The 20297-nt window shown below is 65.4% G+C and carries 20 protein-coding genes; 12 read left to right on the top strand and 8 right to left on the bottom strand.

What is annotated here, in order from left to right; translation table 11 throughout:
* Window positions 1-123: 123 nt before the first annotated feature.
* Window positions 124-1191: a tyrosine-type recombinase/integrase gene (locus ACP15K_RS10180; protein WP_424990442.1), complete on the bottom strand. Its 1068-nt coding sequence runs from the start codon at window positions 1189-1191 to the stop codon at window positions 124-126.
* 666 nt (window positions 1192-1857) lie between these two features.
* On the opposite strand from ACP15K_RS10180, the gene napF reads away from it, so the two are divergent.
* From napF to ACP15K_RS10135, 9 genes are all read left to right on the top strand, one after another.
* Window positions 1858-2367 carry a ferredoxin-type protein NapF gene (gene napF, locus ACP15K_RS10175; protein ID WP_193143016.1) on the top strand — a complete coding sequence of 170 codons (510 nt, stop codon included), beginning with the start codon at window positions 1858-1860 and terminating at the stop codon, window positions 2365-2367.
* Window positions 2364-2624, top strand: coding sequence for a chaperone NapD (locus ACP15K_RS10170; protein WP_193143015.1), 261 nt, complete (start codon window positions 2364-2366; stop codon window positions 2622-2624). Before napF ends, ACP15K_RS10170 begins: the two co-directional genes overlap by 4 nt.
* Before the next feature lie 16 nt (window positions 2625-2640).
* Window positions 2641-5133 carry a nitrate reductase catalytic subunit NapA gene (napA, locus tag ACP15K_RS10165; RefSeq protein WP_193143014.1) on the top strand — a complete coding sequence of 831 codons (2493 nt, stop codon included), beginning with the start codon at window positions 2641-2643 and terminating at the stop codon, window positions 5131-5133.
* Between the two features lie 30 nt (window positions 5134-5163).
* Entirely contained in the window at window positions 5164-5985 is an 822-nt protein-coding gene (gene napG / locus ACP15K_RS10160; protein WP_193143013.1) for a ferredoxin-type protein NapG, read from the top strand.
* Window positions 5982-6893 (top strand): quinol dehydrogenase ferredoxin subunit NapH, encoded by a 912-nt coding sequence (gene napH / locus ACP15K_RS10155; protein ID WP_193143012.1) that lies wholly within the window; start codon window positions 5982-5984, stop codon window positions 6891-6893. The genes napG and napH overlap by 4 nt, the downstream gene beginning before the upstream one ends.
* 21 nt (window positions 6894-6914) lie before the next feature.
* Window positions 6915-7358 (top strand): nitrate reductase cytochrome c-type subunit, encoded by a 444-nt coding sequence (locus ACP15K_RS10150; RefSeq protein ID WP_424990441.1) that lies wholly within the window; start codon window positions 6915-6917, stop codon window positions 7356-7358.
* A gap of 26 nt (window positions 7359-7384) precedes the next feature.
* Window positions 7385-8086 (top strand): NapC/NirT family cytochrome c, encoded by a 702-nt coding sequence (locus ACP15K_RS10145; protein ID WP_193143010.1) that lies wholly within the window; start codon window positions 7385-7387, stop codon window positions 8084-8086.
* Window positions 8087-8158: 72 nt separating this feature from the next.
* On the top strand, window positions 8159-8416 hold the full coding sequence (locus ACP15K_RS10140) for a hypothetical protein (protein ID WP_193143009.1): 258 nt from the start codon (window positions 8159-8161) through the stop codon (window positions 8414-8416).
* A gap of 225 nt (window positions 8417-8641) precedes the next feature.
* Window positions 8642-9112: a nucleoside deaminase gene (locus ACP15K_RS10135; RefSeq protein ID WP_193143008.1), complete on the top strand. Its 471-nt coding sequence runs from the start codon at window positions 8642-8644 to the stop codon at window positions 9110-9112.
* Window positions 9113-9240: 128 nt separating this feature from the next.
* Here the strand turns inward: ACP15K_RS10135 and tal are convergent, their stop codons facing one another.
* Window positions 9241-10179 carry a transaldolase gene (tal, locus tag ACP15K_RS10130; RefSeq protein WP_424990440.1) on the bottom strand — a complete coding sequence of 313 codons (939 nt, stop codon included), beginning with the start codon at window positions 10177-10179 and terminating at the stop codon, window positions 9241-9243.
* Window positions 10180-10329: 150 nt separating this feature from the next.
* Between tal and ACP15K_RS10125 the strand changes: the two genes are divergently transcribed.
* Complete coding sequence (locus ACP15K_RS10125; protein ID WP_193143006.1) at window positions 10330-12111, top strand: SLC13 family permease; 1782 nt, start codon at window positions 10330-10332, stop codon at window positions 12109-12111.
* Between the two features lie 75 nt (window positions 12112-12186).
* Complete coding sequence (locus ACP15K_RS10120; RefSeq protein WP_424990439.1) at window positions 12187-12900, top strand: endonuclease/exonuclease/phosphatase family protein; 714 nt, start codon at window positions 12187-12189, stop codon at window positions 12898-12900.
* 18 nt (window positions 12901-12918) lie between these two features.
* On the opposite strand, the gene ACP15K_RS10115 is transcribed toward ACP15K_RS10120, so the two are convergent.
* From ACP15K_RS10115 to ACP15K_RS10090, 6 genes are all read right to left on the bottom strand, one after another.
* On the bottom strand, window positions 12919-13836 hold the full coding sequence (locus ACP15K_RS10115; protein WP_424990438.1) for an N-carbamoyl-D-amino-acid hydrolase: 918 nt from the start codon (window positions 13834-13836) through the stop codon (window positions 12919-12921).
* Window positions 13833-15062 carry a M20 family metallo-hydrolase gene (locus ACP15K_RS10110; protein WP_193143003.1) on the bottom strand — a complete coding sequence of 410 codons (1230 nt, stop codon included), beginning with the start codon at window positions 15060-15062 and terminating at the stop codon, window positions 13833-13835. The genes ACP15K_RS10115 and ACP15K_RS10110 overlap by 4 nt, the downstream gene beginning before the upstream one ends.
* Entirely contained in the window at window positions 15059-16300 is a 1242-nt protein-coding gene (locus ACP15K_RS10105) for a diaminopropionate ammonia-lyase (RefSeq protein ID WP_424990437.1), read from the bottom strand. Before ACP15K_RS10105 ends, ACP15K_RS10110 begins: the two co-directional genes overlap by 4 nt.
* 75 nt (window positions 16301-16375) lie before the next feature.
* Complete coding sequence (locus ACP15K_RS10100; RefSeq protein ID WP_193143001.1) at window positions 16376-17413, bottom strand: DctP family TRAP transporter solute-binding subunit; 1038 nt, start codon at window positions 17411-17413, stop codon at window positions 16376-16378.
* A 37-nt stretch (window positions 17414-17450) separates the two neighbouring features.
* On the bottom strand, window positions 17451-18734 hold the full coding sequence (locus ACP15K_RS10095; RefSeq protein WP_424990436.1) for a TRAP transporter large permease: 1284 nt from the start codon (window positions 18732-18734) through the stop codon (window positions 17451-17453).
* A complete protein-coding gene (locus ACP15K_RS10090; protein ID WP_193143000.1) occupies window positions 18734-19267 on the bottom strand; it encodes a TRAP transporter small permease in 534 nt (177 codons plus the stop codon). Before ACP15K_RS10090 ends, ACP15K_RS10095 begins: the two co-directional genes overlap by 1 nt.
* Before the next feature lie 141 nt (window positions 19268-19408).
* Here ACP15K_RS10090 and ACP15K_RS10085 point away from each other — a divergent pair, with 141 nt between their 5' ends.
* Window positions 19409-20230 carry a MurR/RpiR family transcriptional regulator gene (locus ACP15K_RS10085; RefSeq protein WP_193142999.1) on the top strand — a complete coding sequence of 274 codons (822 nt, stop codon included), beginning with the start codon at window positions 19409-19411 and terminating at the stop codon, window positions 20228-20230.
* The last annotated feature ends 67 nt before the right edge of the window (window positions 20231-20297 follow it).

Below are 20297 nucleotides of genomic sequence, written 5' to 3'. Positions count from 1 at the left end.
CCCGAAAATCGCCCGCCGTAACCCACGGGTTACGGCCCTGGAAAACACCCCGCTGGACTGGCTCACGCCTCTGGCGGGGTTTTTCTTTGGGCCGGTGGTTGCGGGGAAAACCGTGGGTCCGGATCAATCCAGAAGGTCGGTTGCCGGGTTCTCGGTGATGTCCACGTCGTCGTAATAGCGCTGTGCCTGTGAGACAGAACGGTGCAGCGACAGGCGCATAGCGGCCTGGATCGGGGCGCCGTCAAGGGCTGCCTGGGTCAGGAAGCCGGACCGCAGGCCGTGGGGGCTGGCGTGATCCGGGGCATAGCCTGCAGCGACCAGCAGGCGGCGCAGGATATGGGCCACGGCCTCGGGGGCCAGCCCGCGCTTGAGCACCCGGTCGGATTTCGAGATGGCGCGAAACAGCGGCCCGCCGGTGATCTTGCCCGCGTCGATCCAGGCCACCAGCGCCCGCGCGGCGCGGCCCTTCAGGACCAGTCGCGGGGTGTCGCCCTTGGTGGTGGTCTTGGTCTCGATAAGGCGGATCCAGACCACGCCGGATTTCTCGAAATCCTCCAGATCGATGTCGGCGCGATGCAAGCCGGTCAGCTCGGACCGGCGACGGCCACCCGAAGCCCAGCCGGTCAGCAGCAGCGCCCGGTCGCGCAACCCGCGATGGCCGGGGCCGGATGTGGCAAGAAGGTCTTCCAGAAGGTCGCGGGTGATCGGGCGGGCGGATTTTGGGGCCGGGGGCCGGGCGGCGGCGCGGCGGGCCTTGGCGCGGGCCTGACGCACCAGCGGGGCCTCGAACGGATTGGCGAGGTTGCGCATGCCGTGAAAGGCCCGCCACGAGGCAATGCGACGGTCCAGCGTCGAGGGCGCGGGGCAGGTGAGCTGGCGGCGCAGACCCGCGTCGATCAGCGTCTCGGCGGTGATCCGGGCGGGGTCGGTCAGGGGCGCCTCGCTGAGGTCGCGGGCGTGATCGAGGATGAAGCGCAGGGCCACGGTCTCGGCCTCGGGCCAGTCCAGTGGGGCGTCGAAGGCGGCGGCTTTCCAGGCGGTGACATAGACCAGATCACGTTCGTAGGCGCGCAAGGTATTGTCGGGCGTGCCGCGCAGGTAAAGGTCATGCAGCGCGTCGCGATCGGTTTGCGACAGGTGCTGGGCGGCCTCGGCCAGCAGCAGTGGCGGGGCAGGGGAGGGGCGTGTCATGGGCAGAGTTTGGGGGATTTGGCGTATCGTCTCAAGGGCTTTGATAAGGGGAGATTATCGGTTCAAATGCCGGAGATTTCGGGAGAACACAGTAGTGTGCAAAAACTAGATATAATGCGCACAAGAAAATCAGGAATCGGGGATCGTGACAAGACCCGGATGTGCCGATGGTTCCAGAAGTGCGCTTAGGTGACGGGCCTGCCGTGGGCGCGTGTCACATCGGGGCAGGGAAGGGCAGGGTCACAGGCCGGTGCTTACCGCAATCCTCCCTTGATCCAGGGGTGATCAACAGGACCCCCACGCCTGGCCCTGTGTGGCGGGTGTTCTGACCAACCTTTGCCGGGTCAGGGCGGGGCCGGTTCATCATGCGGATCAGGGGTCTGTCGAAAACCGGAACGGGTGGGCCTGTATCGGGGGGAATTCCGCAGGCTGACAGGGTGTCCGCGCCGGGATGCAACCATCGCGTGTTACCCCGCGGAAGGCAACAAAAACACTTGGGATCAGTGCCGCGTAAAGTCAAATGACCAGACGGAAAATCTAAAGATATGCGACAAGATGGCCTTTTGGGGGCAGCGTAAATGGTGCATCCTTGGCCGGTGGGTCGGATTCTGGCGCAAGCCGCAAAAACGGTCGCCCCGCCACGTAAGAAAAAAGGTCGGCAGCTGAATGGCAACCGCAACAAGTCGCAGGGAATTTCTGAGGGGAAGGGTGGGGCCGGACGCCCGCACCGTGATGCGTCCGCCGGGCGTGTCTTCCGCTTTTCTGGAAGCCTGCACGCGCTGTGCCGACTGCATTACTGCCTGCCCGGAAGGCATCCTTGTGCGCGATGCGGACAATGGTCCGGTGGTGGATTTCGCGCGCGGGGCCTGCACGTTTTGCGGGCAATGTGCCGAGGCCTGCCCGACCGAGGCCCTGATGCCGGACCGGGTCGCGGCCTGGTCGTGGAAGGCGCGGGTTGCCGACAATTGCCTGTCGATGAACGGCGTCACCTGCCGCAGCTGCCAGGATTCCTGCGAACCTGCCGCAATTTCATTTCGTTTGGCGTTGGGAGGGTGTTCGCGGCCCGTAGTTGACCTCGATCAATGCACGGGGTGCGGCGGATGTGCTTATTCCTGCCCAACTGGCGCCATCGACTTCTATCACCCGGAAATCACGAACAAGGAGGCCGCGGTTTGAATATCTGTGGATGCCTCGTGCATGTTGCAAAGGACAAGGCCGATGCGGCCCGGTCCGAAATGACCGGCATGGCCGGGGTCGAGGTTCATGCCGCCACCGACGACGGAAAATTCGTCGTGGTGGTGGAAGACATCGACGACAAACGCGCCTCTGACCAGATCATGGCGCTTCACCAGATCCCCGGCGTGATTTCGGTCACGCTGAACTATCACCATTTCGAAGACCTTTCCCAGCGGGTCCCACTCGCCAGTCGCTAAGCCGGAGAACAGACGCATGACCATTTCGGACTCTCGCCGGACATTCCTGAAAGCCACCGCCGCCGCCAGCACCGCTGCGGCCGCAGGTATTCCCCTTGCAAGCGGCCAGGCCGCCGCGCAGGTGCGGACCCCCGACATTCGCTGGGACAAGGCCGCCTGCCGCTTCTGCGGCACCGGCTGTTCGGTTCTGGTCGGCACCAAGGATGGCCGTGTCGTGGCCACCCAGGGCGACCCCGATGCCCCTGTGAACCGCGGGCTGAACTGCATCAAGGGCTATTTCCTGTCCAAGATCATGTACGGGCAGGACCGGCTGACCACGCCGCTGCTGCGCAAGACCAATGGCGTCTATGACAAGAATGGCGAGTTCGAGCCGGTGAGCTGGGACGAAGCTTTCGACATCATGGCCGAGAAGTGGAAAGAGGCGCTGGTCAAGAAGGGCCCGACCTCGGTCGGCATGTTCGGTTCGGGCCAGTGGACGGTCTGGGAAGGCTATGCCGCCGCCAAGCTGATGAAGGCCGGCTTCCGCTCCAACAACATCGATCCCAACGCGCGGCACTGCATGGCTTCGGCCGTGGTCGGCTTCATGCGCGCCTTCGGCATCGACGAGCCGATGGGCTGCTACGACGATCTGGAACATGCGGACACCTTCGTGCTCTGGGGCTCGAACATGGCCGAGATGCACCCGATCCTGTGGTCGCGGCTGACCGACACCCGCCTGACCAAGCCGGGCTGCGAAGTGCACGTTCTGTCGACCTACGAGCATCGCAGCTTCGAACTGGCCGACAACGGCATGATCTTCACGCCGCAGGCCGATCTGGCGATCCTGAACTACATCGCCAATTACATCATCCAGAACGACGCGGTGAACTGGGATTTCGTCAACGCCCATGTGAACTTCAAGCGGACCGATACCGACATCGGTTATGGCCTGCGCCCCGAGCATGAGCTGCAGCAGGCCGCGGCCAACCCGGATTCGGGCAAGCTGTCGGACATGACCTTCGAGGAGTACGCCGAGTCGGTGTCCGAATATACGCTGGAGAAAGCCTCCGAGATTTCCGGCGTTCCCGAAGCGCAGCTCGAGCGTCTGGCCCAGCAATACGCCGACCCGGACCGCAAGGTCATGAGCCTGTGGACCATGGGCTTCAACCAGCACACCCGCGGATCCTGGGTGAACGGGCTGATGTACAACGTTCACCTGCTGACCGGCAAGATCTCCGAACCCGGCAACTCGCCGTTCTCGCTGACCGGCCAGCCGTCGGCATGCGGCACCGCGCGCGAAGTCGGCACCTTTGCCCACCGTCTGCCCGCCGACATGGTGGTGGCCAACGACAAGCACCGCGAGATCTGCGAAACCGCCTGGAACATCCCCGAAGGCACCATCCCGCCGAAGCCGGGCTTCCACGCGGTGCTGCAGAACCGGATGCTGAAGGACGGGGTTCTGAACGCCTATTGGGTGCAGTGCACCAACAACATGCAGGCCGCCCCGAACATGAACGAGGAAGGTCTGCCGGGCTATCGCAACCCGGAGAACTTCATCGCGGTGTCGGACCCTTATCCGACGGTGACCGCCATGTCCGCCGACCTGATCCTGCCCACCGCCATGTGGGTGGAAAAGGAAGGCGCCTATGGCAACGCCGAGCGGCGCACCCAGTTCTGGCGTCAGCAGGTGGATGCGCCCGGCGAGGCGAAATCCGACCTGTGGCAGCTGATGGAATTTGCCAAGCGCTTCACGGTCGAGGAAGCCTGGGGCGACGAACTGCTGGCCAAGATGCCGGAACATGCGGGCAAGACCCTGTACGAGGTTCTGTTCGAGAATGGTGTCGTCAACCAGTTCCCGGTGTCCGAGACCGCCGAGGGCTTTGCCAACGACGAATCCGAGCATTTCGGCTATTACGTCCAGAAGGGTCTGTTCGAGGAATACGCCGCCTTCGGGCGCGGCCACGGTCACGACCTGGCGCCCTTCGAGATGTATCACAAGGCCCGCGGTCTGCGCTGGCCCGTGGTCGACGGCAAGGAAACGCTCTATCGCTTCCGCGAGGGCTATGACTCCTATGTCGGCGAAGGCAAGGGGGTCGAGTTCTATGGCAACCCGGATGGCCGTGCGAAGATCATCTTCGCCCCGTTCGAGCCTGCCCCGGAAGTTCCCGATGAGGAATTCGACCTGTGGCTCTGCACGGGCCGGGTGCTGGAGCACTGGCATTCCGGGTCGATGACCCGCCGGGTGCCGGAACTGCACCGCGCCTTCCCCTCCGCCGTGGTCTACATGCATCCCGACGATGCCCGCGACCGCGACCTGCGCCGGGGGCAGGAGATCCTGATCTCCTCGCGCCGGGGCGAGATGTTGAGCCGGGTGGAAACACGGGGCCGGAACAAGCCGCCGCGCGGCCTGGTCTTCGTGCCGTGGTTCGACGAGGGCCAGCTCATCAACAAGCTGACGCTGGATGCGACCTGCCCGCTGTCGAAAGAGACCGACTTCAAGAAATGCGCCTGCAAGGTCGAGCGCGCCTGAGCCCGGACTTGAGCCAAGGAACGCGACGCCATGCCTGCCGCAGGAGGAAAGCCACGCTCAACTGACCGCCGCCGGTTCCTTCGGGACGCCGCGCGGGCGGCGGGCGGTTGCGCAATTGCCGGGATGGGTCTGACCTATCTGGCGCGGGACGCCCGCGCCTTGCCGGCCGAGGCGTTGCGGCCGCCCGGTGCCCTGCCAGAAGATGACTTTCTGGCAGCCTGCATTCGCTGCGGGCTGTGCGTCCGGGATTGCCCCTATGACACCCTGAAGCTGGCGGAACTGGGAGAAGACGGGCCGGCCACCGGCACGCCCTATTTCACCGCCCGCGACGTGCCCTGCGAAATGTGCGAGGACATCCCCTGCGTGGCGGCCTGTCCGACCGGCGCGCTGGACCCGGCGCTGGATGATATCGACGACGCCGAGATGGGGGTCGCGGTCCTGGTGGATCAGGAAAACTGCCTGAACTTCCTCGGGCTGCGCTGCGATGTCTGTTACCGGGTCTGCCCGGTGATCGACAAGGCGATCACGCTGGAGTTGCGCCACAACGAGGTGTCGGGCCATCACGCCATCTTTGCGCCCACGGTACATGCGGACCACTGCACCGGCTGCGGCATGTGCGAGAAAAGCTGCGTCCTGCCGGAAGCCACGATCAAGGTTCTGCCGATGCGGCTGGCCCGTGGCAGTTCGGCGGAACACTACCGCAGGGGCTGGGAAGAAAAGGAACTGAAGGGCGCGCCGGTGGTCGAAGGCATCATCGATCTGCCCGACCGCCTGCCCGGACCGGGCACCGACAATCTTGTCGCGCCCGGCGGGTTCGACCCGGCCTTCAAGCTTCCGGGGGCAGGGCAATGAGCGTCAAGACAAGACTGCCCGTCGGAGAAGAGGCCATCCGCGAAAAAGGCTGGATCGGTGCGCATCGCTTCTTGCTGTTGCGGCGTCTGAGCCAGGCATTTTTCCTGGTCTTGTTCCTGCTGGGTCCGTGGTTCGGCCTGTGGTGGGTCACCGGCACGCTGGCCGGGTCGCGCACCTTCGGGGTGCTGCCGCTGACCGATCCGCTGGTGTTGCTGCAAGGCATGGTCGCCGGGCATTGGCCGGAATTCACCGCCCTTCTGGGCGCGATCATCGTGCTGGTGGCCTATGGGTTGATCGGCGGGCGGGTCTATTGCTCGTGGGTGTGCCCGATCAACCCGGTCACCGACGCCGCCCATTGGCTGCATGACAAGCTGGGGATGCCGAAGGGCTGGCAGCCCAAGCGCAACACGCGCTTCTGGATCCTCGGCGCGGTGCTGGCGGCCTCGGCGATCACGGGCACGGTCGCCTGGGAGTTGATCAACCCGATCACCATGCTGCACCGCGGCCTTGTCTTCGGCATGGGCTTTGCCTGGGCGCTGGTCGTGGCGGTGTTCCTGTTCGACCTGGTGGTCGCCCGGCGCGGCTGGTGCGGGCATGTCTGCCCGGTCGGCGCCTTCTACAGCCTTGTTGGCGCCCGCAGCCTGCTGCGCGTCAGCGCGGCCAACCGGCAGGCCTGCGACGACTGCATGGACTGTTACGCGGTCTGCCCGGAACAACAGGTGATCTCGCCTGCCCTGAAGGGAAAACCGGGGGAGACCCCGATCATCCTTTCGCCCGACTGTACCAACTGCGGGCGCTGCATTGATGTCTGCTCGGTGGATGTCTTCGCCTTCACCCATCGCTACGACCAACGTGTCGTCCCCCTCACGGAACCGGCAGCGCCCCCTGCCACCAGAAACGCCGCCTGAACGGAAGAACGGAGAACAAAGATGAATAAGCAGGTCCTTGCGGGTGTCTCCGCCCTGGTCGTAACCCTTTCTCTGGCCGGATGGGCCGTGGCGCAGGGGGTCGGAAGCGTCACCTCGCTTCGCGGCGCCGATGTGGACGAGCCACAGCTGCTCGACCAGGTTCCACGCCAGATCGAAGGCCGCATGGTGCGAAACTATCGCCAGCAGCCGCCCTTGATCCCGCATACTGCCAGCCAGTACCAGATCGACCTTCGCACCAACCAGTGCCTGAGCTGTCATGACTGGACCAACGCCGGAGAGCGTGGCGCGCCCACCCTGTCGATGACCCATTACCTGGATCGCGACGGCAACGAACTGGACCAGGTCGCCGGAACCCGCTGGTTCTGCAACCAGTGCCATGTGCCGCAAGCCAACACCCCCGAACTGGTCGGGAATGATTTTCAACCTTCCGCGAACCTGCGCTGAACCGGTGAGTTCAAGGAGACACCAACATGGCTGATCCAAAAGACAAGACACGACGCAAGGGCCTGCTTGGCTTGTGGGACCGGTTCTGGACCCCGAACGGGATACTCAGCATCGGTTTCATTCTGATCGCGGGTTTTCTGACCGGCATCATGTTCTGGGGCAGCTTCCACTGGTCGCTGGAACTGACCAACACCGAGGAATTCTGCGTGTCCTGTCACACGATGGAAACCAACCTCGGCGAATACCGCGAGACCATCCACTACAACAACCATTCAGGCGTGCGCGCGACCTGTCCCGACTGTCACGTTCCGAAGGAATGGAACCACAAGGTCAAGGCCAAGATCATGGCCGCCAAGGACGTGTACCACGAGTTGCTGGGGACGATCTCGACCGAGGAGAAATACGAGGATCGGCGGTTGCACATGTCGGCCTCGGTCTGGCGCAAGATGAAGGCCTCGGACAGCCGCGAATGCCGCAACTGCCACGCCTTCGAATACATGGATTTCACCGCTCAGGAGAACCGCGCGGCGTCCGAACACCAGCGCGCGCTGGACAACAACATGACCTGCATCGACTGCCACCAGGGCATCGCCCATGCGCTGGCACCGGGATACCTGGAAGAATACAAGCGGGTCGTGGAAGAGCTGGGCGGCGAACCGGAACTGTCGCAAAGCTCGATCGTCGATCTGCACGCGATCCGCAGATTCCTGGGCGAAAAATCCGAATAGGCCGACACATCGGGCGGCTGTCCGCAGCGCGCGGGCAGCCGGTTGCACAGACATCTACTTGGGAAGGCTGGTATGCTTGATTTCTTTGGAACCATCGCGGGAAACATCCTCAGTTTGCCGGGGATTCTGGGCCTTGCCCTTGGGATGATGACGCGGAACTGGTCGCTGGCGGCCTCGATGGGCGGCTTCGTCGGCATCCTGAACACGCTGATCTTCGCGCATTTCTCGTTCGCGGAAATTGCCGTCTATGACCTGCTGATCGCGGTCGCGGTGGGGGCTGCGGCCGGTGTCGTGGGCTGCGCCATCCGTCACAAGGGATCATTGGCCTGAGGACAGGGGCCGGACATCCGGCCCGCCGGATCTGAGCGCGCCGCCGCCCGTCCGGGTTGGCGGCGTTTTCCGTGGTCGCCGATCAGCCGGATGTGCATCGACAGGCCGGCACCCCCACCAGCCGGGACCGGCGCGGTGTCAGATGTCTTGCCAAGGTCTTTCCGCTTTTGCTCGTGGTCCGCATCGGTCTAGGAATTGTGCGACCGCAACCAACCCGGAGGCTCCATGCCCGACGATCTCAAACTCCTGCAACGGACAATCGATCTTGCCCTGGAGTCCCGTGCTTCGGGCAATCATCCCTTCGGGGCACTTCTGGCGGATGCCGAGGGCAACATCCTGTTCGAGAGCGGCAACACCCACAGCACCGACGGCGGCACCGGCCATGCCGAGCTGAACGTGGCGCGCGCCGCCGCCCGAGCCCATGGCCCCGAGTTTCTGGCCGGATGCACGCTTTATACCTCGGTCGAGCCTTGCAGCATGTGCGCGGGCGGCTGCTATTGGGCCGGGATCGGCCGCGTGGTCTTTGGCATGACCGAGGCGCGGCTGGCCGAACTGACCGGCGACAATCCCGAGAACCTGACCATGTCGCTGCCCTGCCGGCAGGTGCTGTCCGCCGGCCAGCGCGATGTGCAGGTGTCGGGCCCGTTTCCCGAACTCGAACCGCAGATCCTGCGCACCCATGCGGGGTTCTGGTGATCCATCGCTTGCCGAGGGGATCTTGCCCATGCCCACGCCCGGCGCTGATTGTCAGGCCGGGATCACGGCCGGACTAGGTTCAGGCGAGTTCGGGGCGCATCTGCCGCCCGAACCCGCCCCGGTGTGTCTTACCGGGCCGCGACAAGCTCGATCAGCTTGCGGTGGTCGGCGTCGAACTTGCGGATGCCTTCGGCCAGCTTTTCGGTCGCCATCGCGTCGGCGTTCAACTCCCAGCGGAAGGTGGCTTCGTCCATGGTGATCGGAGCCATGCCGCTGGTGGCATCGGGCGACAGGACGCGGGGCAGCTCGGCCTCGTCGCGCGACAGCTCGTCCAGAAGGGCAGGGGCGATGGTCAGGTTGTCACATCCCGCCAGCGCCTTGATCTGGCCCGCGTTGCGGAAGGACGCGCCCATGACCACCGTGGCGATGCCGTTCGACTTGTAATAGTCATAGATCTTGCGCACCGATTTCACGCCCGGATCTTCGTCGGGCGCATAGCCTTCGACCCCTTCGGCGGCCTTGTACCAATCGGTGATGCGGCCCACGAAGGGCGAGATCAGGAAGGCACCGGCATCGGCACAGGCCACCGCCTGCGCCATGCTGAACAGCAGCGTCAGGTTGCAGTCGATGCCTTCTTTCTGAAGGATTTCCGCCGCGCGGATGCCCTCCCAGGTCGAGGCCAGCTTGATCAGGATGCGGCTTTTATCGACACCGCGCGCGGCATAGTCGGCCACGATGTCATGGGCACGCGCCACCGAGGCTTGCGTGTCGAACGACAGGCAGGCGTCGACCTCGGTCGATACCCGGCCCGGCACCAGCTTGGTCAGCTCGGCCCCGACGGCGACGGTCAGGGTGGCGGTGATCTGTTCGGGCGTCAGCCCCTTGGCGCGCCCGGCCGCGATCTCGCGCGCGATCAGTTCTTCCGAGGCAGGATCCTTGGAGGCGGCCAGCACCAGCGAGGGGTTGGTGGTGCAATCCACCGGTTCATAGCGCTTTACCGCCGCCACTTCGCCGGTATCGGCGACCACCGCGGTCATGGCGCGGAGTTGTTCAAGTACACTGGTCATTTTCTTGCTCCTGTGTTGGCGTCTGTATCTCTCAAAATGCGGCGGCGGGCAACTGAGTTGTTAACGCTATCAATGCCGTGCGCCCGGCGATGCGATTTTCCATGGCGCTGCCCGCTGGTCCGAGTCCGCAGCTTGTCGTACAACTAACGCATGACTTCAGACCAGATCATCCTGTTCGGCCTGTTCGGCTTTGTGTTCGCCCTGTTGCTGTGGGGGCGGTTCCGCTATGATCTCGTGGCCTTTTCGGCGCTGATCCTTGGCGTGGTGCTGGGGCCGATCCCGGCAGAAGACGCCTTTTCCGGCTTTGGTCACCCGGCAACCATGGTGGTGGCACTGGTGCTGATCGTCTCGGCGGGGCTGGTCCGGTCCGGCGCGGTGGGGTTGATCACCCGCACGCTGGTCGATCCCGAGCGGGGGCTGGGCGCGCATATCACCTTCATGGGGGCCATCGGCGGGGTGCTGTCGGCCTTCATGAACAACGTGGCCGCGCTGGCGCTGCTGATGCCGGTGGACATCCAGACCGCGAAAAAGGCCGGACGCGCGGTGCGGCTGTCGCTGATGCCGCTGTCGTTTTGCACCATCCTGGGCGGCATGGTCACGTTGATCGGCACGCCGCCCAATATCGTCGTGGCCACCATCCGCAAGGACACGCTGGGCGAGGGCTTTCGCATGTTCGACTTCGCCCCGGTCGGCGGGGTCACGGCGCTGGTCGGGCTGGCCTTCGTGGCGCTGGTCGGCTGGCGGCTGATCCCGCAGCGCGAGGGTGCGGGCGCGATTTCCGATGCCCGACAGGCGGTGAAGAACTATATCGCCGAGCTGTCGGTGCCCGAGGAGTCGCCGCTGATCGGCAAGCGGTTGTTCGAGCTTTACGAACCGGCCGAAAAGAATGACGTGGCCATCCTGGGCCTCGTGCGGGACGGCCAGCGCCGCTATGGCACGCAGCGCAATACCCTGCTGCAAAGCGGCGACACCATCGTGATCGAGGCACAGCCCGAGCCGTTGGACGAATTCCGCACCACCGTGGGGCTGGATTTCGCCAATGAGGTTGACCAGAAACGCCTGTCCGCCGAGGGCGCGGGTCTGTCGATCACCGAGGTCGTGGTGCCCGAGGGTGCGCGCATCGTCGGGAAATCCGCCCGCAGTCTCGGGCTGGCATGGCGCCAGCGCACCATCCTTCTGGGCATCTCGCGTCAGGGGCGTTCGATTGCCAGGGAAGTGCGCAAGACCACGGTGGAGCCGGGCGATATCCTGCTGCTGCTGACCCCGGAAGGCGAGGGCGAGGCGGTGGCCGACTGGCTGGGTGCCTTGCCGCTGGCCGACCGGGGACTGGCCGTCACCGACGCCAGCAAGGTCTGGCTGGCCATCGGCATTTTTGCCGCCGCCGTGGCGCTGGCTTCTATCGGGCTGGTGTATCTGCCGGTGGCCCTGGGGATCGTCGTGGTGGCCTATGTGCTGACCGGCATCCTGCCACTGTCGGATATCTATGACCATGTGGAATGGCCGGTGATCGTGCTTCTGGGCTCGATGATCCCGTTGGGGGCGGCGCTGGATGCGGCGGGGGGTACGGCGCTGATCGCCAATGCGCTGGTCGGGCTGACCGCGGGCTGGCCGGCCTGGGCGGTGCTAACGGTGCTGATGGTGGTGACGATGACCCTGTCGGATGTGCTGAACAACACCGCGACGGCGATTGTCGCGGCCCCGGTGGGCATCCAGATGGCCCGCAGTCTGGAGGTCAGTCCAGATCCCTTCCTGATGGCGGTTGCGGTGGCGGCGTCCTGCGCGTTCCTTACGCCCATCGGTCACAAGAACAACACGCTGATCCTGGGGCCGGGGGGCTATTCCTTCGGCGACTACTGGCGCATGGGGCTGCCGCTGGAAATTCTCGTGGTCGCGACCTCGGTGCCGATGATCCTGCTGGTCTGGCCCATGTGACCAGCGCCCGGACGGGGCTTGCGTTGCGCGGGCGTGCCGTCCTATGCCCAAGAGGCCCGAACAGGACATGCCCCGATGACCCGACAGCTTCGCCTTGCCAGCTATAACATCCGCAAAGCCGTGGGGCTGGACTATCGCCGCGATCCGGGGCGGATCCTGGATGTCATCAACAGTCTGGATGCCGATGTCGTCGCCATTCAGGAAGCCGACAAGCGTCTGGGCAACCGGCCCACGGCGATGGATGTCGAAGCCCTGTTGCGCGACACCGATTTCCAGATTGCCCGGCTGGCCGACAACGATGTCAGCCTGGGCTGGCACGGCAACGCGGTGCTGGTGCGGCGCGGGCTGACCATTCACCGGGTCGATCGCATCGAACTGCCGGGGCTGGAGCCGCGCGGTGCCGTACAGGTCGACGTGGGCACCGATACGGGCCATCTGACCGTGGTCGGCACCCACCTGGGGCTGCTGCGCCCTTATCGTCTGGAACAACTGGCCCGCATCCGCGCCCATCTGGCCGAAACCGGGGCCGGGGCCACGGCGATCCTGGGCGATTTCAACGAATGGTCCGACACGGCCGGGCTGGAGCCGCTGGCCGACGGGTTCGAGGTCATCAGCCCCGGCAGATCCTTCCACAGCGCCCGGCCCATGGCGGGGCTGGATCGGATCGCCCTGAGCACCGGAGTCGCGTTGCGCGATGCCGGGGTCGAACAGGGCAAGTTGGCCAAGGTGGCGTCGGATCACCTGCCGATCTGGGGCGATGTCACCCTGCCGGACCTGACCAAGGGTTGAAGCCATAGGCCGGAGCCGTCAGCCCTTGGGCTTGGGGGCAGTGATGGCGGCGTAGTCCTGCGGCTCGCGGTGCAGGGCGAAGTTGAAGACATTGGCGCGGGTTTCGGAACAGCGGTTCAGATCGACCTCGGCGGTGATGATCTCGTCGCCGCTGGTCGCAGCGCGGGCCAGGATTTCCCCGGTGGGCGCGACGATCACGCTGCCGCCGATCAACTCGCTGCCTTCCTCCATCCCGGCCTTGGCGACGGCCACGGCCCAGACACCGTTCTGGTAGCATCCGGCCTGGATCGACAACTCGTTGTGGAAGTATTGCAGGTGATCGTGTTCCGGCGCGGGCGGATAATGCAGCGGCGTGTTGTAGCCCAGAACCACCAGTTCGGCCCCGCCCAGCCCCAGCATCCGCCAGGTTTCGGGCCAGCGCCGGTCGTTGCAGATGCACATGCCCAGCTTGCCGCCGAAGGCCTCGAACACCGGAAAACCCAGATCGCCCTTTTCGAAATAGCGTTTTTCCAGATGCTGGAACGGGCGCCAGGGTTCATCCTCGCGGTGGCCGGGCAGGTGGATCTTGCGGTACTTGCCGACGATGGCGCCGGTCTTGTCCACAAGGATCGCGGTGTTGAAATACCGCCCTTCGGGGGTCAGTTCGCCATAGCCCAGGTGAAAGCCGACCCCCAGTTCGCGGGCCAGATCGAACAGCGGCTGAACCTCGGCATTGGGCATGGCGGCTTCGAACCAGCCGTCTATCTCGGCCCGGTCGGTCATGAACCAGCGCGGGAAGAAGGTGGTCAGCGCCAGTTCGGGAAACACCACCAGTTCCGCGCCACGGGCATGGGCGTCGCGCATCAGCGCGCACATGCGCGCCACCGCCGAGACGCGGCTGTCCCCGCGCTGGATCGGGCCCATCTGGGCCCCGGCCACGACGAATTTCCGGCTCATGTTTCCACCCCTGCCAAATCGCACACGAGATCGAGCAGCACCTGCGTGCCCGCGATGATATCGGCCTCGTCGCTGTGTTCCTTCACGTTGTGACTGAGCCCCTTGTGCGAGGGGATGAAGATCATCGCCGTCGGACAATTGGGCGCGAACATCTGCGCGTCATGGCCCGCGCCCGAGGGCATCCTTTTCACGGACAACTGGCGCGCCGTCGCGGCGGCCTCGACCTTGTCCACAAGACCCGCGTCGAAGGCCACGGGGGCAAAGCGGGCCAACGGACGATGGGTCAGGGTGCACCCGGCCTCGGCGGCGGCGGCCTCGGCAAAACCCGTCAGCCGCCTGGTGGCGGCCTCCAGCACCGCGCCGTCGGTGTTGCGCAGATCGACGGTCAGGCGGGCGCGGTCGGGCACCACGTTGACCAGTCCGGGGGACACCTCGAAGACGCCCACGGTGGCCACCTGTGGCGGGCCGTTGTCGGTGGCGATGGCGTCGGCTTCGCGGGCGATGCGCATGGCCACCTGTCCGGCGTCGCGGCGCAGGGCCATGGGCGTGGTGCCGGCGTGGTTGGTCTGGCCGTGCACGGTAAATTCGGTCCAGTGGATGCCCTGCACGCCGGTCACGGCGCCGATACGCACCCCGTCCTGTTCCAGGACCGGGCCCTGTTCGATGTGCAGTTCCAGAAAGGCCGCCGGGGTGATCGGGGCGGCGTCACCGCGATAGCCGATGCGGTCCAGGTCTTCCTTGACCACGCCCTTGCCATCGGTGGCGGTGACCGCCAGCATCTGCTGCAGTTCCAACGCCCCCTGATGCACGCCCGAGCCCATCATGTCAGGGGCGAAACGCGCGCCTTCCTCGTTGGTGAAGGCGGCCACGGCGACGGGGTGTTCGGTGCGCGCCGCACAGGCGTTCAGGGCGGCGATGACCTCCAACCCGGCCAGCACGCCGAGCGCACCGTCATAAATTCCGCCGGTCGCCACAGTGTCGATATGCGAGCCGACCATGATCGGCGCGCCATCGCCGGTGCCGGGCCGAATGCCCCAGATGTTGCCGATGCCGTCGATGAAGACGCTCAGTCCAAGCGCCCGCATCCCCGCGACCAGCCAGTCGCGTCCGGCCTTGTCGGCGTCGGTCAGCGCCAGGCGGCTGACGCCGCCACCCTCCAGCGCGCCGATGCGGCCCAGTTCGGTCAGACGGGCCATCATGCGGTCGGGGCAGATTTCGGGGGTCATGCGGTGCCCTGCCGGATGGTGGCGGCGGGCGCGCCCACGAGGTCTTGGTAAAGGGCGGGATCGGTGTCGCCTTCGGTGCCGAACAGCAGCACGCGGGCGTCGGGGCCAAGATGCAGCAGGCTTCGGGCCTCGGCATCCTCGGCCAGCGCCAGCAGCCCGGCCAGCCCGGCCACGGCGGATTCGCCCGCCACCACGGCAGGGTCACCGCCCTTCGGGAAGGCCAGATGTTTCATCGCGGCGACGGCGGCGGCGTCGGTCACCGCCATGACGGCATCGGCGTGTTCCTCAAGCACCGCCCAGGCCAGCGCCGAAACCTCGCCACAGGCCAGCCCGGCCATCAGCGTGTCCAGATCGCCTTCGACCACCGCCGGTTTCCCGGCGCGGAAGGATTCCAGGAAACAGGCGGACAGATCCGGGTCGCACAGCACGATCACCGGGCGGGCATCGCCCCAGCGCCGCTTGGCTTGTGCCGTGACCGCTGCGGCCATGCCGCCGACGCCGGTTTGCAGGAAGATGTGTGTGGGCGGATGGTCCAGCGCGTCGAAGGCTTCGGCGGCCATGATCTCATAGCCCTGCATCACGTCCTTTGGCACCTCCATGTAGCCGGGATAGGAGGTATCCGAGACCACGAACCAGCCTTCGTGCCGGGCGGTGTCCTGGGCTGCGCGCACGCTGTCGTCATAGTTGCCGTCGCAGCGGCGCACCTCGGCCCCGAAGCTTTCGATGGCGGTCTTGCGGGCCTCGGACACGGTGGCGTGGATGAAGATGACGCAAGCACAGCCGAAGGTTTGCGCGCCCCAGGCGACCGAGCGTCCGTGGTTGCCATCGGTGGCGCAGCACACGGTGATCTTCGCGGCCAGATCCGGATGGGCGACCTGCGTGACCTCATCCATGGTCACCTTGCGGCCCAGGGCCTTGCCCAGTTCCGCTTGCAGCAGCCGCGCCACGGCATAGGCGCCGCCAAGCGCCTTGAAGCTGCCCAGTCCAAAGCGCCCGCCTTCGTCCTTGTAGTGCAGACTGACGACCCCGGTCCGGTCGGCCAGATCGGGCAGCGCCACCAGCGGCGTGGGCGCATACCCCGGCCAATGGCCGATGGTGTCCCGCGCGGCGGCAAAGCCCGCGTCGCTGAGGATCGCGTTCTGCGCCGCGGTCCAGGGGTTTCTCGGGGCCGCGGCCGGATTCAGGCGCAGCGTATAGGCGGCAGGGGTGTCCGGGCCGCGGGTCAGCTCGATCGTCATGGGATCCTCGAATGTCATGCCCGGTGCGGGGCGGGGTCCGGGCACTGAAGGGGCGCCCGGACCGGTTGGCAAGGCTCAGAAGTTGCCGCGTTCCTCGTCGATCGAGGCCAGCATCGCGTCCAGCAGGGCCATGCCCTCGGCGCCATAGCTGTCTTCGATCAGGGCGCGCACGGCGGGCTGGGCGGCGGCAGCGAATCGGGCCTGTTCCTCGGGCGTCACCACGTTGACCTCCATCTTCTCGGCCAGCGCGGGCAACCCGCGATCCGAGGCTTCGATGACCCGGCTCATGGCGCGGCCCGCGTCGGTGGCAACATCGGCGGCCCAGCGGATCAGGTATTGATCCTCGGCGCTCAGCCCTTCCAGGAACTCGGCGTTCATGGTCCAGATGTAGGGCGTGATCAGGTGGTTCGTGACCGACAGGTATTTCTGCACCTCGTCGAACTTGGCAAAGGCGATGATCGGCACCGGGTTCATCTGGCCATCGGCCACGCCGGTTTGCAGGGCGGTATAGACCTCGGCCCAGGGCAGCGGCGTCGGCTGGCCGCCCAGCGACGAAACCATGGTTTCATGGGTCGGCAGGGTCATGGTGCGGATGCGTTGACCGTCCATGTCCTCGACCGAGGTGATCGGCGCCTTGCCCGAGGTGAAGGCGAAGAAGCCACCGGAATCCAGCAAGCCCAGCACCTCAAGCCCGGTCTTGTTTTCCAGATCGGCCACGAAGGCCTCTCCGAAGGAGCTGTCGGTGTCGATCACCTTGGAGGCCACGCCGATGTTGGGGAAGGCGAAGGGAATATCGAAGACGCCAACCAGCGGATAGTGCTGCGCCATCCCGCCCGACGAGGAAATCGTGCTTTCCACGAGGCCCGAGCGCACTTGGTCGATGACCTCGTTGTCCTTGCCAAGCTGGCCGTTGGGGAAGACCTGCACCTCGATCCGGCCGTTGGAGTTGGATTCCACCAGCGAGGCAAAGACCGCCGCCATGGCCCCCGAATGCGAGGCGAAGGGATCGTCGGGGTTCAGATGCGCCAGACGCAGGGTGATGTCGGCGGCGTTGGCGCCGGTGGCAAGGCAGGCACCGATCAGCGCGGCAGAGGCGTATTTCAGTAAAGACATGGGATATTCCTTTCCTTTTGGGACGTTGAGCCGGGGGTCAGAGCCCCAGTAGCCTTGGGACGAAGAGGGTGAGATCGGACCAGAAGGCGATCAGCAGAAGGATCGCCACCTCGGCCAGGATAAAGGGCCAAAGCTCGCGGGTGATGGCCTCGACCTTTTCGCCGGTGACCGAGGCCAGCACGAACAGGCAGGCGCCCACCGGTGGCGTCATCAGCGAGATGTTGAGCGCGAGAATGATCATGATGCCGGCGTGGACCGGATCCATGCCGATCTGCAGGGTCAGCGGCGCCAGCACCGGCGCCAGGATGATCAGGGTGGCGTTGATGTCCATGACCAGCCCGATCAGCAGCAGCAGGATCAGGATCATGCCGATAATGATGTTGGGATTGTCCGAGACCGCCAGCATGGCCTCGGCAATCGCCTGCGGAATGCGGTTGAAGGTCATCCACCAGCCCAGGATCGAGGCCGCGGCGATGATCAGGAAGATCACCCCGGTGATCCGGGTGGTGCGCACGGCGATCTCGTACAGGTCGCGCCAGGTCAGCGCCCGGTAGATCACCCCGCCGACGAACAGCGCATAGGCGACGGCGATGGCGGCGGCCTCGGTCGGCGTGGCAAAGCCGCCCAGGATCGAGCCGAGGATGAACAGCGGCAACAGGGCCGCCAGAAAGCCCTCGCGCAGGGCCTGAATGACAAGGCGAAAGCTGGGGCGGCCCTCGCCCTTGGGCAGGTTCTTGCGGCGCGCGGTCAGGGCGATCACCGCCATGCAGATGGCGCAGATCAGCAGCCCCGGAAGGATGCCCGCCGCGAACAGCCCGGCAATGGACACCCCCATGATCGAGCCATAGATGATCGCCAGCGTCGACGGCGGGATGGTCGGCCCGATGATCGACCCCGCCGCCGTCACCGCCGCGGCATAGGATTTCGAATAGCCCGCCTTGTGCATGGCCGGCACCATGGTGTTGCCGAAGGCCGCCGCATCGGCGGTGGCCGACCCGGTGATGCCCGCGAACATGACCGAGGCCACCATGTTGGAATGGGCCATGCCGCCGCGCATCCAGCCCACCAGCGCGTTCGCCAGCTTCACCAGCCCCTGGGTGATGCCCGAGCGGTTCATGATCTCGCCCGCCAGGATGAAGAAGGGCATCGCCAGGAAGGGAAACAGGTCCAGCCCGGCAAACAGCCGGTCCGGGGCCATCTGCATGAAGCGCGGCCCGATATCCAGGATGCCGATCATGCCCGACACCCCGATGGCAAATCCCACCGGCATGCCCAGGGCCATCAGCCCGAAAAACGCGATTGCAACCAGCAGTGCACCCATCAGTCGTCTCCCGGATCGAGCAGCGTCGCGCCCAAGGCCTCGGGCGGTGTATCGTTGAAAAAGTCGTGGATCCCGATCAGGGCCAGTTGCACGCAGGCCATGCCCGCGGCCAGTGGCACGCCGAGGAAGGGATAGCCCTTGGGAATGGCGTAGATCATCGTCAGCCGCGAGAACCCGCGCTCGGCGAAGCCGATGCCATAGTAGAAAAGTGCGGCGAAGAAGATGAAGGCGATGACGTCGAACCCGGTGGCCAGCCAGCGGCGGGCCGAGGCGGGCAGGCGGCTGAAGATGAACTCCACCCCGATGTGTTCGCGATGCGCGATGCCCGAGGACACCGCCAGCAGCGCCATCCAGATCATCAGGTAGCGCGCCAGCTCCTCGGTGAAGGTCATCGGCAGGGGGATGACATAGCGCGCCAGAATGCCAAGCCAGACATCCAGCACCAGCAGCACCAGAAGGGCAACGCAGACACGTTCCACCACCCAGTTGACGCGCAGGCTGAGCCGCTTGGCTTTTTCCGAGATTGGGGACACGTTGGTTCTGGCCTCTCTGGCTGGGACTTGACGTACAAAGAGAAAGACACTTTTCTTTTACCATGGAACAACGAAAAACCTATTTCAATTTATCGGCGCCGCGACGTGTCTGAAAAACAGGCAAAAAAAAGCGCACGCCCAATGCCGCAGCGCATTCATGAGGCGTTTTCAGGACTGCCCGAGGGCGAAAGGCGCATCGCCGATTCGGTGCTGGAGAACCCCGCCGAACTGGCGGTGCTGACCGGGTCAGAGCTGGCCACCCGTGCGGGCGTGTCCAATGCAACCGTCAGCCGCTTTTTCCGGCGGATCGGCTATGACAGTTTCGACCAGGCGCGGCAGGAAGCCCGCAAGCTGCGGGCCGGAGGCTCGCCCCTGTTCACCGGCGCGCGGTCCGGGGACGGCGGCCATCTGTCGGATCTGCTGCACAACGAGATCGAGGTTCTGGAAGGCACCCTGTCGCGGCTCAACCCGCTGACGTTGAAGGACATCAGCACCGCCCTGGCCAAGGCGCCCCGCGTGCGCTGCCTGGGCTATCGCAACAGTCATTTCCTGGCGCAGTACGTCACCGCGCAACTGGCGCAGATCCGCCGCGCGGTCTCGCCGCTGTTGCTGCCCGGACAGACGCAGGCCGAAGGGATTGCCCTGCTGGAACAAGGGGATCTGGCCATCGTGGTCGGGCTGCGGCGGCGGCCTGCTAGCTTCAACCGCGTGGTGGCCGAGATGGCGGATCGTGGCGCGCGGATCCTGCTGATCACCGATCAATCCGTGCGCGAAGCCCCGGCGCTGGCGACATGGACCATCGAATGCCAGGTGGACACGCCGCAGTTTGCCGACAGCTATGTCGGCGCGATCTCGATCCTGCGGCTTCTGGTTCTGGAAACCCGCCGCGCCCTGGGTGAGGCCGGGCAAAGCTATCTGGAAGATGTCGAGGCGCTGCGCATCCGGTTGAACGAACTGGAATGACCCGCGCCGCCGGATCGATCTGCCCCTGACCCCTGCTTGACGTGTCCGGTTTTCCCAACTCTGCGCC

The organism is Fluviibacterium sp. S390 (assembly GCF_049800695.1).
Lineage (GTDB): Bacteria > Pseudomonadota > Alphaproteobacteria > Rhodobacterales > Rhodobacteraceae > Meridianimarinicoccus.
The sequence above is the reverse complement of the archived record's forward strand: the minus strand, read 5'-3'. Positions and strand labels throughout refer to the sequence as shown.